Here is a 16,450-nt window from a genome sequence, read left to right on the forward strand (position 1 = left end):
CGCTCCTTACGCTTTCTCGATGTTGACCAGAAACGCTTTATACTCCGGCGTTTGCGAGTTGGAATCGCCGACGTTTGGCGTCAGGGTATTGGCGATGTAACCTTTCTGCGCCACCCCTTCAAAGCCCCAGTGCAGCGGGATGCCGACGGTTTCTACCTGCTGGCCGTGTACGTTCAGACTTTGCAGACGACGGGTGACCACCGCTACCGCGCGAATAAAGCCGCGTTTGCTGCTCACCGTCACGCGATCGCCATTGGCAATGCCTTTCGCCTTCGCCAGCGTTTCGCTTATCTCCACAAACTGTTCCGGCTGCGCGATGGCGTTAAGCCGCGCATGTTTGGTCCAGGTATGGAAATGCTCGGTCAGGCGGTAGGTAGTTCCGACATACGGGAACTTGTCCTTTTTACCTAAACGCAGCACGTCATCTTCATAGATACGCACTACCGGGCTGGAAACTACGTTCGGGTGCAGCGGGTTAGTGCCGAGCGGCGTTTCCATCGGCTCGTAATGTTCCGGGAACGGCCCTTCCGCCAGCTTGTCGATGGCAAACAGACGTCCCAACCCTTCCGGCTGCATGATAAACGGCCCGGTGTTGCTGCCCGGTGCGGCGGTGTTGAAGTCCGGGATATCGTTCCCCGTCCACTTCGTGCCGTTCCACTCGATCAGCATGCGTTTCGGATCCCACGGCTTACCGTTCACGTCTGCGGAGGCACGGTTGTACAGTACGCGGCGGTTCAACGGCCACGCCCATGCCCAGCCCAGCGTGTTGCCCAGGCCTGACGGATCGGCGTTATCACGGTTGGCCATCTGATTACCCTGCTCCGTCCAGCTGCCGGTGTAGATCCAGCAGGACGAGGCCGTGGTGCCGTCGTCACGCAACAGCGCGAAGCTATTGAGCAACTGGCCTTTCTTCGCCACCATATTGCCGTTGGCATCGTATAGATCGGCCAGCGCCACGCCGTTGTTCTCTTTTGCCACCTCTTCAGACTCAGGATGATCCGGCTGCTTGTAGTTCCAGCTCATCTTCAGCAGCGGCTCTGCGCCTTTGCCGCCTTCGGTGCGGTACATCTCGCGCAGACGATGGTAAATACCGGCCAGAATTTCGCCATCATTACGCGCTTCACCCGGCGCATCCTGACCTTTCCAGTGCCACTGTAGCCAGCGGCCAGAGTTGGCAATAGAACCGTCCTCTTCCGCAAAGCAGGTCGATGGCAGTCGGAACACCTCGGTCTGAATGGATGCCGGATCGACATCGTTAGACTCGCCGTGGTTCTGCCAGAACGTAGACGTTTCGGTGACCAGCGGATCGATAACCACCATGTACTTCAGCTTGCTCAGGCTGCGAACGACTTTGTTTTTATCCGGGAATGACGCCACCGGGTTAAAGCCCTGGCAGATATACCCCGTGACGTCGCCCTTATCCATCATGTTGAAATACTTGATGACATCGTAAGCCTGATCCCATTTCGGCAACCATTCAAAGCCCCAGTCATTCTCTTTCTGCGCCGCATCGCCGTAGAACGATTTCATCAGACTGACGGCAAACTTTGGGTAGTTACTCCAGTAGTTCACCTGGTCCGGACGCGTCGCTTTTGGCGTGTTGGCGTCAAGCCAGCTTTGCCAGTCGGTCTGCTTCTCCGACGGCAGGGTCAGGTAACCCGGCAGGCTGGTCGACAGCAGGCCGAGATCGGTTAAGCCCTGAATGTTGGAGTGTCCGCGCAGGGCGTTCACACCACCACCGGCCATCCCCATGTTGCCGAGCAGCAGCTGGATCATCGCCATGGTACGGATGTTCTGCGCGCCCACGGTATGCTGCGTCCAGCCCAGCGCGTACAGGAAGGTGGTTGTTCTGTCGGCGGCACTGGTGGAGGCCAGCACTTCACATACTTTCAGGAAGTCTGCTTTCGGCGTACCGCAGATGTTTTCCACCACGTCTGGCGTATAACGGGAAACGTGTTGTTTCAGCAAGTTCCAGACGCAGCGCGGATCGCTCAGGGTCTCATCGCGTTTCGCGTAGCCGTTTTCGTCGAACTGATAGTTCCAGGACGATTTATCGTACTGACGTTTCTCTGCGTCATAGCCGCTGAACAGGCCATCTTCGAAGGCGAAATCTTCCCGCACCAGCAGGCCGGCATTGGTGTAATGCTTAACGTATTCCGCGTTAATCTTATTATTTTCGATCAGGTACAACAGCACGCCGGAAAGGAACGTAATATCCGTACCGGAGCGGATCGGCGCATAAATATCAGCCACCGATGCCGTACGCGTAAAGCGTGGATCGACGACAATCAGCGTCGCATCGTTGTTGTTTTTCGCTTCCATCGCCCAGCGGAATCCCACCGGATGGGCTTCAGCGGCGTTACCGCCCATCACCACCACGACGTTTGCGTTTTTGATATCAACCCAGTGGTTGGTCATCGCACCGCGACCAAATGTTGGAGCAAGACTTGCTACCGTTGGTCCGTGTCAGACGCGCGCCTGGTTATCAACCGCCAGCATGCCGAGGGAGCGCACAAATTTTTGCGTCAGCATGCCGGTCTCATTACTTGCCGCAGATGCACACAGCATCCCGGTGGAGGTCCAGCGGTTTACCGTCACGCCCTGATCGTTCTTTTCAATAAAGTTGGCGTCGCGATCCGCTTTCATCAGTTTTGCAATACGGGAGAAGGCCTCGTCCCAGGAGATGCGCTGCCATTTATCAGAGCCCGGCGCACGATATTCCGGATAGCGCAGACGGTTTTCACTGTGGACGTAGTCCAGCAGCCCCGCCCCTTTCGGGCAAAGCGCCCCGCGGCTCACCGGATGGTCCGGGTCCCCTTCAATATGATAAATCGCTTCTTTGGCGTTCTTCGCGCCATCACCCAGGCTATACATTAATAGCCCACAACCCACGGAGCAGTATGTGCAGGTGTTACGGATCTCTTTCGCGCGCAGCAGTTTATAGTTGCGTGCCTGAGCCAGCGCCATTTTGGGAGCGAATCCCAGCATTGCGGCTGTTGTTCCGGCCATACCGCCCGCGCAGATTTTAAAAAATTGTCTGCGGCTGACGTCCATTGCTGTCCTCGTTATCTGATAAGACTTCGCGCCGCAAACTAACAGCAAAGCCCCTGTTTTTTTTGCGTCAAATCAAGGTCGCCGAACTTCGCCCCCTTAATAGTCACCGCCGGTATGATTTATTACTCCTTTCGGGTTAACCGCGAAACAGAAAATTCGCCTGGTGAATGGGTTAGATGCTATAAGTTTACCCTTTGATTTTTATGAGACTGGCAGGGTAATGGACAGAAAAAGAGCAACGCTGATTGGCCTGGTGGCCATACTGCTGTGGAGCACCATGGTGGGTCTCATCCGCAGCGTCAGTGAGGGACTTGGCCCGGTGGGGGGCGCAGCGATGATCTACACCGTCAGCGGATTATTGTGTCTGGCGACGGTAGGTTTCCCTGATATTAAACGGTTTTCGAAAGGTTATCTCATTGCGGGCAGCGTCCTGTTTGTCAGCTATGAAATGTGCCTTGCCCTGTCGCTTGGCTTTGCCGCGACGCGCTCGCAGGCAATTGAGGTGGGCATGGTCAATTATCTCTGGCCAAGCCTGACGATTGTGTTCGCCATTTTGTTCAACGGTCAAAAATCCACCCTGTGGGTGATCCCCGGCTTAGCGATCTCCCTGCTGGGCGTGGGCTGGGTCTTAGGCGGCGAAAACGGGCTGCACGTTCACGACATCATGCTTAACATCGTTTCCAGCCCGCTGAGCTACGGGCTGGCATTTGCCGGTGCCTTTATCTGGGCCGCCTACTGCACCGTCACCAGCAGGTATGCCAGAGGGCAAAATGGCATTACTCTTTTCGTCCTGCTGACCGCCCTGAGCCTGTGGGTCAAATATGCCGTCAGCGATCAGCCCGAAATGGTATTCAGCGTGCCGGTAGTCGTGAAACTGTTGATGTGTGGTGTTGCCCTTGGCTTTGGCTACGCCGCCTGGAACATTGGGATCCTCCACGGTAACGTCACGGTGCTTGCGGCCGTCTCCTACTTCACCCCGGTACTCTCTGCCGCGCTGGCGGCTATTATGCTGAGCTCACCGCTTTCATTCTCATTCTGGCAAGGGGCATTAATGGTTTGCGCAGGGTCATTACTTTGCTGGTATGCCACCCGCAAATAGCATTTTTATTTTTACCGGGCACGAATTATGCCCGGTAAAAATTAACATTATTTTAATATGTGATCACAGTAAAGAATATTATTTATAACATTCGTGTGTATTTCTATTTCTGTATAGAGTATTCACAGAAAGTCAGATCCGTTGTGGAAATTGACATAAACTGACAACGCAGGTAATTAATTCAACCCCAATATTCCCGCGCTATATAGCACATAGTGCAATAGTTTATTTCTGGATGTTTCTTTTAAAAAGCAGTTGCTGGCTTCCGGACAAATCCACAAACCACTGTTTTAAAAGTCAATAACGCGCCCCATTCCTTGAGATTATCTGCCAAGCCCTTTTATCTCCCTCTAAAAACAAAAACGCATGGCAACTATTTCCAGCCTTATTATCGTGTTTTGTTAATAATCAATTTATGTATATAAATTAACCTTATTGAGAGATTTAAGGGAAATTTATCGGATCAGGATCACACTAATTGAAATTATCTTTAATATTTTGAAACTTATTATTGAAAGCAGTCTACGGAATTTTAAAAATAGTCTGCCATTGACGATAAGCCTCGTTTAAAAATCGCTCAGGTGGCTTAGGAAATACCTAAATAAAATTATAAGGGTTAGTTAAGATGAAACTTAAATTAGTTGCAGTGGCAGTGACTTCCATGTTGGCGGCTGGCGTTGTTAACGCGGCTGAAGTTTTTAACAAAGACGGTAACAAACTGGATCTGTACGGCAAAGTTACTGGTCTGCACTATTTTTCTGATGATGCTGGTAGCGACGGCGACAAAACGTACGTTCGTCTTGGCTTCAAAGGTGAAACTCAGATCAACGATCAGCTGACCGGATACGGCCAGTGGGAATATGAGTTCAAGGGCAACCGCTCTGAAGCTCAGGGTTCCGACGGCAACAAAACCCGTCTGGCCTTCGCTGGTCTGAAATTCGATGAATTCGGTTCCTTCGACTACGGTCGTAACTACGGTGTTGCTTATGACATCGGCGCATGGACTGACGTTCTGCCAGAGTTCGGTGGCGATACCTGGACGCAGACTGACGGCTTCATGACCGGTCGTACCACTGGCGTTGCCACCTACCGTAACACCGACTTCTTTGGTCTGGTTGACGGCCTGAACGTGGCTGCCCAGTACCAGGGTAAAAACGACCGTACAGAGATCACCGAATCCAACGGTGACGGCTGGGGTCTGTCTTCTACCTATGAATTCGACGGCTTCGGTGTGGGTGCGACCTACGCGAAATCTGACCGTACTGACCGTCAGGTTCGTGCTGCAAGCAACCTGAATGCCGGTGGCGAAAACGCAGAAGTCTGGGCTGCTGGCCTGAAGTACGATGCGAACAACATCTACCTGGCAACCACCTACTCTGAAACCCGCAACATGACGGCGTTCGGTAGCGGTCACGTTGCCAACAAAGCACAGAACTTCGAAGTTGTGGCTCAGTACCAGTTTGACTTCGGTCTGCGTCCATCCATCGCTTACCTGAAATCCAAAGGTAAAGACATCGGTTCTTATGGCGACCAGGACCTGGTTGAATACGTTGACGTTGGCGCGAGCTACTACTTCAACAAAAACATGTCCACCTACGTTGATTACAAAATCAACCTCGTGGATGACAGCCAGTTCACCAAAGATGCCAAAGTGGCTACCGACAACATCGTGGCTGTAGGTCTGACCTACCAGTTCTAAGAGGTGTTAGTTCAAAAGGCCAGCCCTCGCGGCTGGCCTTTTTTTTACTGCTGCCCTCCGACCTTCGCCAGACTAAACCAGATTCCGATCGCCAGAATCATCAGCATGGCTCCCGCACTGCCCAGGGCCACGCTGTGCGAGGTGATGAACGCGGTTTTCGCCGCCGTCATCACCGGCTCGGCCAGTGACGGCGTCAGCTCCTGCGCGACCTTCATCGCTTCACCGATGGACGACGACGCTTTATCGGTCAGCGACGCGCTCAGCCCCTGCGGCAGTACAATTGACGCCGAAAAGCTGCGGGTTAACAGCAGACCGAAAATGGCGATCCCGAGACCAGCGCCCAGCTCGTAGGACATGGTTTCGATCGCGCCTGCGGCGGCCGCTTTCTCTTTCGGCGCGGCAGCCATGATCGCTGACGTCGATGCCAGCAGTGCGCTGGCGGCACTGAAGCCCAGCAGCACCATCAGGCTCCACGCCTGCCACTGTTGGGTGCTGAAATCGAGCGTCGACAGGCCGATAAAACTGATCGCGCTTAGCCCCATGCCTCCGGCCGCAACAATGCGCAGCCCCAGACGCCCGACCAGCACACCCGCGATCGGCCCGCTAAATCCGCTCGCCACCATCACCGGCAGCATAAATATCCCTGCTTCAAACGGCGTAAAACCATGCACGAACTGCAACTCCTGCGCCATCAGCAGTTCAAAGCCCACCAGCGCAATCATGGCGGTCATTGCCATGACCACGCCGCTTAAAATAATGCGATGGCAAAACAGACGCATGTCGATCATTGGCACGCGCGCGCGCAGCTGGATACGGACGAAGATAAACAGCATCATCGCCCCGGTAAGCAGCGTAGAGGCCACCATCCACGGCGACAGCACCCCTTTCAGGGCGGTTTTGGCGCTGTAGACCAGCAGTAAAATGGCGACAATCAGCATAATGGCATGGCTGATATTGAGCGGCTGCTCGGGCCGACCCTGCTGAGCAGGCACAAAGCGCGCAGCAAGCGAAACCACGATCAGCACGATCGGCACGTTAATCAGGAAGACCGAACCCCAGTAAAAGTGCTCCAGCAGCATGCCGCCAATCAGCGGGCCAAACGCCGCGCCGCCCGACCCAACGGCAGCCCAGACGCCAAGGGCGATGTTACGGTGCCGCACGTCAATAAATAGCGTGCGGATCCCTGCAAGCGTAGCCGGAATGATCATCGCCGCGCCAATCGCCAGCGACGCGCGGGCGGCAATCAGCCAGCCCGCGGACGGCGCAAAAGCCGCCGCTAACGATGACAGGCCAAACAGCACGCTGCCGATCATCAGCAGGCGCTTAAAACCTATGCGATCGCCCAGCGCGCCCATCGGCAGCACCATCCCCGCCATCACCAGCGAGTAAATATCAATAATCCACAACAATTCGTTGCCGCTGGCACCCAGCGTCATGCTCAATGTTGGCGCCGCCACGTGCAGCACCGTCGCGTCAATCGCCACCGGGATATACACCAGCACGATAATCACTAACGCTAACCACTGACGAAACATAAATTTCCTTTTCATTTAAAAACTGGACACATGTCCAGATTGCGATCCTACGTAAAGTTGAACACTTGTCCAGCTCTTTGTTACACTCGTTTCGTTGCCATTGAGAGTGAGAAATTATGCGTTATCTAAGCAAGGACGAGCGGCGGGAAGAGATCCTACAGGCCGCAATGCGCGTGGCGCTGACCGAAGGATTCGCTGCGATGACCGTGCGCCGAATCGCTACCGAAGCGGGCGTCGCCACCGGGCAGGTGCATCACCACTTTGCGTCGGCGGGCGAGCTTAAATCGCTGGCGTTTGTCAGGCTGATCCGCGATTTGCTGGATGCTGAAATCGTTGGCGAAAACGCAGGCTGGCGCGAGCGCCTGCATGCCATGCTCGGCAGCGATGACGGCGGGTTTGAGCCCTACATTCGACTGTGGCGGGAGGCGCAAATTCTCGCCAGCCGGGATAGCGATATCAAAGGCGCCTACGTTTTGACCATGGAGATGTGGCACCAGGAAACGGTCGCAATTATCCGCGCCGGGGCGGAGGCCAACGCCTTTACGCTTGCTGATCAGCCGGAAAATATCGCCTGGCGTTTAATTGGTCTGGTATGTGGCCTGGATGGCATATACGTCTTGAATATGCCTGAAATGGACGACGCGGCATTTAATAAGCATCTGGATAAACTTATCTCCCTCGAATTGTTTTAATACTCCCATCGGAGTATTAATTTCCGCAAATAGTTACAATTAGTAACACATAAAGCGAACCCTGATTCCCATTCCAAACTCAGGGATTCGCTTTTTTATCTATCCTTTCAGATGTATCCCATAACATCCTATAAATTTCATACGCCACTGACAGGTATCTTTCTGTTTTTCCTTCTTTTTTCTCTCCACTTCGGTAAGCAAGAGGGTGATATGTCACATCAAAGCGAGAAGAGTAATCAGCATCTGTTGAGTAACTGGAAACCGGAAAACGCGCAATTTTGGGAGAATAAAGGGAAACATATCGCACGAAGAAACCTGTGGATTTCCGTGGCGTGTTTGCTGCTCGCATTTTGTGTCTGGATGTTGTTTAGCGCTATTGCGGTAAATCTTAATAAGGTCGGATTTAATTTCAGCACCGATCAGCTTTTTATGCTAACGGCATTACCTTCTCTCTCCGGCGCGATATTGCGTGTCCCCTACTCTTTTATGGTGCCGATATTTGGCGGACGTTACTGGACCGTGTTAAGCACCGTTATCCTGGTCGTACCCTGTGTCTGGCTTGGGATCGCCATCCAGAATACCGCCACGCCCTATTGGATCTTCATCATCATCGCACTGCTGTGCGGTTTTGCCGGTGCCAACTTCGCTTCCAGTATGGGAAACATCAGCTTCTTCTTCCCGAAAGCCAGACAGGGCAGCGCACTGGGCATTAACGGCGGGCTGGGTAACCTGGGCGTGAGTGTGATGCAGCTGGTTGCGCCGCTGGTGATTTTCCTGCCGATGTTTACCTTCCTCGGCGTGCACGGCGTACCGCAGGAGGATGGCTCGACGATGTGGCTGGCGAACGCGGCGTGGATCTGGGCGCCGCTGCTGATTCTGGCCACCATTGCGGCGTTTTTTGGCATGAATGACATCGCCAGCTCGAAAGCGTCCATTGCCAGCCAGCTTCCGGTGCTTAAGCGCTTTCATCTCTGGCTGCTGAGCCTGCTTTATCTGGCAACCTTCGGCTCGTTTATCGGTTTCTCGGCAGGCTTTGCCATGCTGTCGAAAACCCAGTTTCCGGACGTTAATATCCTCCACCTCGCCTTCTTTGGCCCACTGATCGGCGCCCTGGCGCGTTCGGCTGGCGGAATGATTTCGGACAGACTGGGCGGCGTAAGGGTGACGCTGATCAACTTCGTCTTTATGGCCATCTTTAGCGCCCTGATTTTCCTGACGCTCCCCGGGTCTGGTTCAGGCAGCTTTATCGCCTTCTATCTGGTCTTTATGGGCCTGTTTCTGACCGCAGGCCTGGGTAGCGGCTCGACCTTCCAGATGATCGCGATTATCTTTCGCCAAATCACCCTCGACCGCGTGAAAAAACAGGGCGGGAGCGATGAACAGGCACAGCATGAAGCGGTGACCGAAACGGCTGCGGCGCTGGGCTTTATCTCTGCCATCGGTGCGGTGGGCGGGTTCTTTATTCCCAAAGCCTTTGGCACCTCCCTGGCGATGACCGGTTCCCCGGTGGGCGCCATGAAAGTCTTCCTCGTGTTTTACATCGTCTGCGTGCTCGTCACCTGGCTGGTGTACGGCCGCAAATCCTCACAAAAATAATAACTACCTCTTCGCCGGAGCGTGATGCCTCACCCTCCGGCCATGTTATCGAAGCAGGAGAAATGTCATGAGCAAACTGTTGGACCGCTTCCGTTACTTCAAAACAAAAGGCGACAGTTTCGCCGATGGGCACGGCCAGGTGTACCACACCAACCGCGACTGGGAGGACAGCTACCGTCAGCGCTGGCAGTTCGACAAGATTGTGCGATCCACCCACGGCGTTAACTGCACCGGCTCCTGTAGCTGGAAGATTTATGTCAAAAATGGCCTGGTGACATGGGAAACCCAGCAGACCGACTACCCGCGTACCCGCCCTGACCTGCCTAACCACGAACCGCGCGGCTGCCCGCGTGGCGCAAGCTACTCCTGGTATCTCTACAGCGCCAACCGTCTCAAGTACCCGCTGGTACGCCGCAGGCTGATCGAGCTCTGGCGCGAGGCGCTGGCGCAGCATACCGATCCGGTGCTGGCCTGGGATGCCATTCAGAACGATCCGCAAAAAGCGCAAAGCTACAGAAAGGCGCGCGGTAAAGGCGGGTTTATCCGCTCAAACTGGAAAGAGCTTAACCAGCTGATTGCTGCCGCCAACGTCTGGACCATCAAAAACTACGGCCCGGATCGGGTAGCCGGTTTTTCCCCTATCCCGGCCATGTCGATGGTCTCTTATGCCGCCGGTACGCGCTATCTCTCCCTGCTCGGCGGCACCTGCCTGAGCTTCTATGACTGGTACTGCGATTTGCCTCCGGCATCGCCGATGACCTGGGGCGAGCAGACCGACGTGCCGGAATCGGCGGACTGGTACAACTCCAGCTATATCATTGCCTGGGGCTCGAACGTGCCGCAGACGCGTACCCCGGACGCCCACTTCTTTACCGAAGTGCGTTACAAAGGCACCAAGACCGTCGCCATTACGCCGGACTTCTCGGAGGTGGCGAAGCTCAGCGACCAGTGGCTGGCCCCCAAACAGGGTACCGACAGCGCCCTCGCCATGGCGATGGGGCATGTGATCCTCAAAGAGTTCCACCTTGATAACCCGAGCGATTACTTCCTCAACTATTGCCGCCGCTACACCGACATGCCGATGCTGGTCCTGCTGGATGAACAGGCTGACGGTCGCGTGGTGCCGGGCCGCATGCTGCGCGCGTCGGATCTGGCCGACGGGCTGGGTGAAACCAATAATCCGGAGTGGAAAACCATCGCCTTTGACGTCGCCGGAAATCTGGTGGCGCCGAACGGCTCTATCGGTTTCCGCTGGGGCGAAAAAGGCAAATGGAACCTGGAGTCGCTGGCCGCGGGACAGGAGACCGAGCTGACGCTTTCCCTGCTCATCACCCACGACAGTGTGGCAGACGTGGCCTTCCCTTACTTCGGGGGCAACGAGAACCCGCATTTCCGCAGCGTGAAGCAGGAGCCAGTGCTGACGCGTCGCGTACCGAGTAAAACCCTGACGCTGGCCGACGGCAGCCATAGACGCGTGGTCAGCGTGTACGATCTGGTGCTCGCAAACTACGGCCTCGATCGCGGTCTGGAAGACAGTAACGCGGCGGCAAACTACGCCGAGATCAAAGCCTACACCCCGGCCTGGGGCGAACAAATTACCGGCGTACCCGCTTACCTGATAGAAAAAATCGCCCGTGAATTTGCCGACACGGCGCACAAAACCCATGGTCGTTCGATGATCATCCTCGGGGCCGGTGTGAACCACTGGTACCACATGGACATGAACTACCGCGGGATGATCAACATGCTGGTCTTCTGCGGCTGCGTCGGGCAAAGCGGCGGCGGCTGGTCGCACTATGTCGGCCAGGAGAAACTGCGTCCGCAAACCGGCTGGCTGCCGCTGGCCTTCGCGCTGGACTGGAACCGTCCGCCGCGCCAGATGAACAGCACCTCTTACTTCTACAACCACGCCAGCCAGTGGCGCTATGAGAAGCTCACCGCACAGGAGCTGCTTTCTCCTCTTGCAGACGCGTCGAAATTCACCGGTCACCTGATTGATTTCAACGTCCGCGCCGAGCGCATGGGCTGGCTCCCTTCCGCGCCGCAGCTCAACCTCAACCCGCTGCACGTTAAGGCCCGCGCCGACGCCGCCGGGATGTCGCCGCAGGATTACACCGTGCAGGCGTTAAAATCGGGCGATATTCGCTTCGCCTGCGAACAGCCGGACAACGGAAAGAACCACCCGCGCAATCTGTTTGTCTGGCGTTCTAACCTGCTTGGCTCGTCCGGAAAAGGCCATGAGTACATGCTCAAATACCTGCTTGGCACCGAGAGCGGGATTCAGGGCGAGGATTTAGGCTCAACGGATGATGTCAAACCTGAAGAGGTGGAATGGCAAACCGCCGCCATTGAGGGCAAGCTGGATCTGCTGGTGACGCTCGATTTCCGTATGTCCAGCACCTGCCTGTTCTCCGATATCGTCCTGCCCACCGCCACCTGGTATGAAAAAGACGATATGAATACCTCGGACATGCATCCGTTTATTCACCCGCTTTCCGCAGCCGTTGACCCGGCGTGGGAGTCCCGCAGCGACTGGGAGATTTACAAGGGCATCGCCAAAGTCTTCTCTGAAGTGTGCGTCGGACATCTCGGCACCGAAACTGACGTGGTGCTACAGCCGCTTCAGCATGACTCCCCGGGGGAGCTGTCGCAGCCTTTTGATATTCTGGACTGGCGCAAAGGCGAGTGCGATCTCATCCCCGGTAAAACCGCGCCAAACATTGCGGTCGTCGAGCGCAACTATCCGGAAACCTACGAGCGCTTCACTTCTCTCGGTCCGCTGCTGGACAAACTCGGCAACGGCGGAAAAGGCATATCGTGGAACACGCAAAACGAAGTCGATTTCCTCGGCAAGCTCAATTACGTCAAGCTCGACGGACCGGCCAAAGGCCGACCACGCATTGAAACCGCCATTGATGCTTCAGAGGTGATCCTCGCTCTTGCGCCGGAAACCAACGGTCAGGTCGCGGTCAAAGCCTGGGAGGCCCTCGGCGAACTGACCGGGCGCGATCACACACATCTGGCGCTGAACAAAGAAGACGAGAAAATCCGCTTCCGCGATATTCAGGCGCAGCCGCGCAAAATTATCTCCAGCCCAACGTGGTCCGGCCTTGAGAGCGAGCATGTCTCGTATAACGCAGGCTATACCAACGTTCACGAGCTGATCCCGTGGCGCACGATTTCCGGCCGCCAGCAGCTGTATCAGGATCACGCCTGGATGCGCGCCTTCGGTGAAAGTCTGGTGGCCTATCGTCCACCGATTGATACCCGCAGCGTCACCCATATGCGCGAGATCCCGCCGAATGGCTTCCCGGAAAAAGCGCTTAACTTCCTGACGCCGCACCAGAAATGGGGCATTCACTCCACCTACAGCGAAAACCTGCTGATGCAGACCCTGTCACGCGGAGGGCCAATCGTCTGGATCAGCGAAACCGACGCGCGCGAGCTGGGGATTGAGGACAACGACTGGATCGAAGCCTTCAACGCCAACGGCGCCCTCACCGCCCGCGCGGTGGTCAGCCAGCGCGTGCCGCCGGGCATGACCATGATGTACCACGCTCAGGAGCGCATTCTGAACATTCCGGGGTCAGAAGTGACCGGACGGCGCGGCGGGATCCACAACTCGGTCACCCGCGTCTGTCCGAAACCGACCCACATGATTGGCGGCTACGCGCAGCTGGCGTACAGCTTTAACTATTACGGCACCGTCGGCTCGAATCGCGACGAGTTCATTATGATCCGCAAAATGAAAAACATTAACTGGCTGGACGGCGAAGGTCGGGATCAGGTTCAGGAGGCGAAAAAATGAAAATACGCTCACAGGTTGGCATGGTACTGAATCTCGATAAATGCATTGGCTGCCACACCTGCTCGGTCACCTGTAAGAACGTCTGGACCGGGCGCGAAGGGATGGAGTATGCGTGGTTTAATAACGTCGAAACCAAACCGGGTATCGGCTATCCGAAAAACTGGGAAGATCAGGATGAGTGGCAAGGCGGATGGATCCGCAGTATTCACGGCAAGCTGACCCCGCGCCTCGGCGGAAAAATGGGCGTCCTGTCGAAAATTTTCGCCAACCCCGTGTTGCCGCAGATTGACGATTACTATGAACCTTTCACCTTCGATTACCAGGATCTGCACCGCGCCCCGGAGGGGGATCACCTCCCTACCGCCCGCCCCCGCTCGCTGATTGACGGTAAGCGGATGGATAAGATCGTCTGGGGACCAAACTGGGAGGAGCTGCTGGGCGGCGAGTTCGAAAAACGCGCCCGCGACCGAAACTTTCAGAAGATCCAGAAAGAGATGTACGGTCAGTTCGAAAACACCTTCATGATGTACCTGCCGCGCCTGTGCGAGCATTGCCTCAACCCGAGCTGCGTCGCCACCTGCCCGAGCGGTGCGATTTACAAACGCGAAGAGGACGGCATTGTGCTGATCGACCAGGACAAATGCCGCGGCTGGCGTCTGTGTATCAGCGGCTGTCCGTACAAGAAAATCTACTTCAACTGGAAAAGCGGCAAGTCAGAGAAGTGCATCTTCTGCTATCCGCGCATCGAGTCCGGCCAGCCGACCGTCTGCTCAGAAACCTGCGTTGGACGCATCCGCTACCTTGGCGTGCTGTTGTATGACGCGGACCGTATTGAAGAGGCGGCCAGCACCGAGCATGAAACCGATCTGTATGAGCGCCAGTGCGACGTGTTCCTTAACCCGAACGATCCGGCGGTGATTGAAGAAGCCCTGAAGCAGGGCATCCCGCAGAACGTCATCGACGCAGCGCAGCGTTCCCCGGTTTACAAAATGGCGATGGACTGGAAGCTAGCCCTGCCGCTGCATCCGGAATACCGCACCCTGCCGATGGTCTGGTATGTGCCGCCGCTGTCACCGATTCAGTCCTACGCGGACGCGGGTGGCCTGCCGCAGAGCGACGGTGTACTGCCTGCGGTCGAAAGCCTGCGCATCCCGGTGCAATACCTGGCAAATATGCTCAGCGCGGGCGATACCGGCCCGGTGCTGCGCGCTCTGAAGCGCATGATGGCGATGCGCCACTACAAACGCTCCCAGACCGTGGAAGGCGTGACCGATACCCGCGCCATTGAGGAAGTGGGCCTGACCGAAGCGCAGGTTGAGGAGATGTACCGCTATCTGGCCATCGCTAACTACGAAGACCGCTTCGTGATCCCGACCAGCCACCGCGAAATGGCGCGCGACGCCTTCCCGGAGAAAAACGGCTGCGGCTTCACCTTCGGTGACGGCTGTCACGGCTCCGACACCAGGTTCAACCTCTTCAACAGCAGCCGCATCGACGCGATCAACATTACCGAGGTGCGCGATCACGGGGAGGGAGAATAATGCAGATCCTTAAAATCATCGCGCTACTGATTGAGTATCCCGATGAGCTGCTTTGGGATAACCGTGAAGAAGCGCTTTCCCTGGTGGAACAGGATGCGCCCATGCTACTGCCGTTTGCGCAGCAGCACCTGAGCGCCCCGCTGCTGGATAAGCAGGCCGAATGGTGTGAAGTTTTCGAGCGGGGGCGCGCGACTTCACTACTGCTGTTCGAGCACGTTCACGCCGAGTCCCGCGATCGCGGTCAGGCGATGGTCGACCTGATGAGCCAGTATGAGAAAGCCGGGCTGGAGCTGGATTGCCGCGAGCTGCCGGACTATCTGCCGCTATATCTGGAATATCTCAGTATCGTCAGCGACGACGAGGCGCGTGAAGGGCTGCAAAACGTCGCGCCTATACTGGCGCTGATTGGAGGCCGCCTGAAACAGCGCGAGGTAGCGCATTACCAGCTGTTTGACGCCCTGCTGTCGCTGGCGGAAACACGGCTTTCCAGCGACAGCGTGGCGAAACAGGTATCCGGTGAAAAACGTGATGATACCCGTCAGGCGCTGGACGCCGTGTGGGAAGAGGAACAGGTCAAGTTTATCGAAGACAACGCCACATCGTGCGACAGTTCGCCGATGCAGCAATATCAACGACGCTTTAGCCAGGACGTCGCGCCGCAGTACGTGGACGTCAGCGCCGGAGGCCCAAAATGACTCATTACCTGAACGTGTTTTTCTATGACATTTATCCGTACATCTGCGCCACCGTCTTCTTCCTCGGCAGTTGGTTGCGCTACGACTATGGGCAGTACACCTGGCGGGCGTCATCAAGCCAGATGCTCAGCAAGCGCGGGATGAACTGGGCTTCGAACCTGTTTCATATTGGGATTCTGGGGATCTTCTTCGGGCACCTGTTCGGCATGTTAACCCCGCACTGGATGTACGCCTGGTTTTTACCCGTCGCGGTTAAACAGCAGTTAGCCATGATTGCGGGAGGTATTTGCGGGGTGCTGACGCTGATCGGTGGGTCGATGCTTTTGATCCGACGCCTGTTCAACCAGCGGGTGCGCGCCACGTCCACCACGCCGGATATTATCATCATGAGTATCCTGCTGCTTCAGTGCATCCTTGGGCTGTCGACCATTCCTTTCTCCGCTCAGTACCCTGACGGAAGCGAGATGATGAAGCTGGTCGGCTGGGCGCAGGGGATCGTCACGTTTAAGGGCGGCTCGTCGGAAATGCTGAGCGGCGTCGCGCCGATCTTCCGCGTGCATCTGGTGCTGGGGATGACGATCTTCCTCATCTTCCCGTTCACCCGCCTGGTGCACGTGTGGAGCGCGCCGTTTGAGTACTTCACGCGTCGGTATCAGGTGGTGAGATCGCGCCGTTGATTTGTCGGGTGGCGGCTACGCCTTACCCGACCTACGTTCACACGCCCGTAGGCC

The 16,450-nt window shown here is 56.1% G+C and carries 10 protein-coding genes; 8 read left to right on the forward strand and 2 right to left on the reverse strand.

Annotation, left to right across the window (positions count from 1 at the left end; all coding sequences use genetic code 11):
- Positions 1-6: 6 nt before the first annotated feature.
- Entirely contained in the window at positions 7-3,054 is a 3,048-nt protein-coding gene (fdnG, locus tag ACQG2Q_RS12300) for a formate dehydrogenase-N subunit alpha (RefSeq protein ID WP_142977148.1), read from the reverse strand.
- Between the two features lie 220 nt (positions 3,055-3,274).
- Between fdnG and yddG the strand changes: the two genes are divergently transcribed.
- Both yddG and ompC read left to right on the forward strand, forming a co-directional pair.
- A complete protein-coding gene (gene yddG / locus ACQG2Q_RS12305) occupies positions 3,275-4,153 on the forward strand; it encodes an aromatic amino acid DMT transporter YddG (RefSeq protein WP_032624206.1) in 879 nt (292 codons plus the stop codon).
- Between the two features lie 625 nt (positions 4,154-4,778).
- Positions 4,779-5,852, forward strand: coding sequence for a porin OmpC (ompC, locus tag ACQG2Q_RS12310; protein WP_045308155.1), 1,074 nt, complete (start codon positions 4,779-4,781; stop codon positions 5,850-5,852).
- Between the two features lie 44 nt (positions 5,853-5,896).
- Here the strand turns inward: ompC and ACQG2Q_RS12315 are convergent, their stop codons facing one another.
- On the reverse strand, positions 5,897-7,387 hold the full coding sequence (locus ACQG2Q_RS12315) for an MFS transporter (RefSeq protein WP_032624205.1): 1,491 nt from the start codon (positions 7,385-7,387) through the stop codon (positions 5,897-5,899).
- A 116-nt stretch (positions 7,388-7,503) separates the two neighbouring features.
- On the opposite strand from ACQG2Q_RS12315, the gene ACQG2Q_RS12320 reads away from it, so the two are divergent.
- The 6 genes from ACQG2Q_RS12320 (at position 7,504) to narI (ending at position 16,396) form a co-directional block, all read left to right on the forward strand.
- Positions 7,504-8,079, forward strand: coding sequence for a TetR family transcriptional regulator (locus ACQG2Q_RS12320; protein ID WP_015570471.1), 576 nt, complete (start codon positions 7,504-7,506; stop codon positions 8,077-8,079).
- A 210-nt stretch (positions 8,080-8,289) separates the two neighbouring features.
- Positions 8,290-9,675 (forward strand): NarK family nitrate/nitrite MFS transporter, encoded by a 1,386-nt coding sequence (locus tag ACQG2Q_RS12325; protein WP_058646716.1) that lies wholly within the window; start codon positions 8,290-8,292, stop codon positions 9,673-9,675.
- A gap of 67 nt (positions 9,676-9,742) precedes the next feature.
- On the forward strand, positions 9,743-13,483 hold the full coding sequence (locus tag ACQG2Q_RS12330; RefSeq protein WP_063841739.1) for a nitrate reductase subunit alpha: 3,741 nt from the start codon (positions 9,743-9,745) through the stop codon (positions 13,481-13,483).
- Positions 13,480-15,024, forward strand: coding sequence for a nitrate reductase subunit beta (gene narH, locus ACQG2Q_RS12335; protein WP_023306263.1), 1,545 nt, complete (start codon positions 13,480-13,482; stop codon positions 15,022-15,024). The genes ACQG2Q_RS12330 and narH overlap by 4 nt, the downstream gene beginning before the upstream one ends.
- Complete coding sequence (narW, locus tag ACQG2Q_RS12340) at positions 15,024-15,719, forward strand: nitrate reductase molybdenum cofactor assembly chaperone (RefSeq protein WP_022648213.1); 696 nt, start codon at positions 15,024-15,026, stop codon at positions 15,717-15,719. The genes narH and narW overlap by 1 nt, the downstream gene beginning before the upstream one ends.
- Entirely contained in the window at positions 15,716-16,396 is a 681-nt protein-coding gene (gene narI / locus ACQG2Q_RS12345) for a respiratory nitrate reductase subunit gamma (protein WP_022648214.1), read from the forward strand. The genes narW and narI overlap by 4 nt, the downstream gene beginning before the upstream one ends.
- Positions 16,397-16,450 lie beyond the last annotated feature (54 nt).

Origin of the sequence: Enterobacter cloacae complex sp. 370H10 (assembly GCF_050031535.1) — a bacterium.
Taxonomy (GTDB): Bacteria; Pseudomonadota; Gammaproteobacteria; order Enterobacterales; family Enterobacteriaceae; genus Enterobacter; species Enterobacter intestinihominis.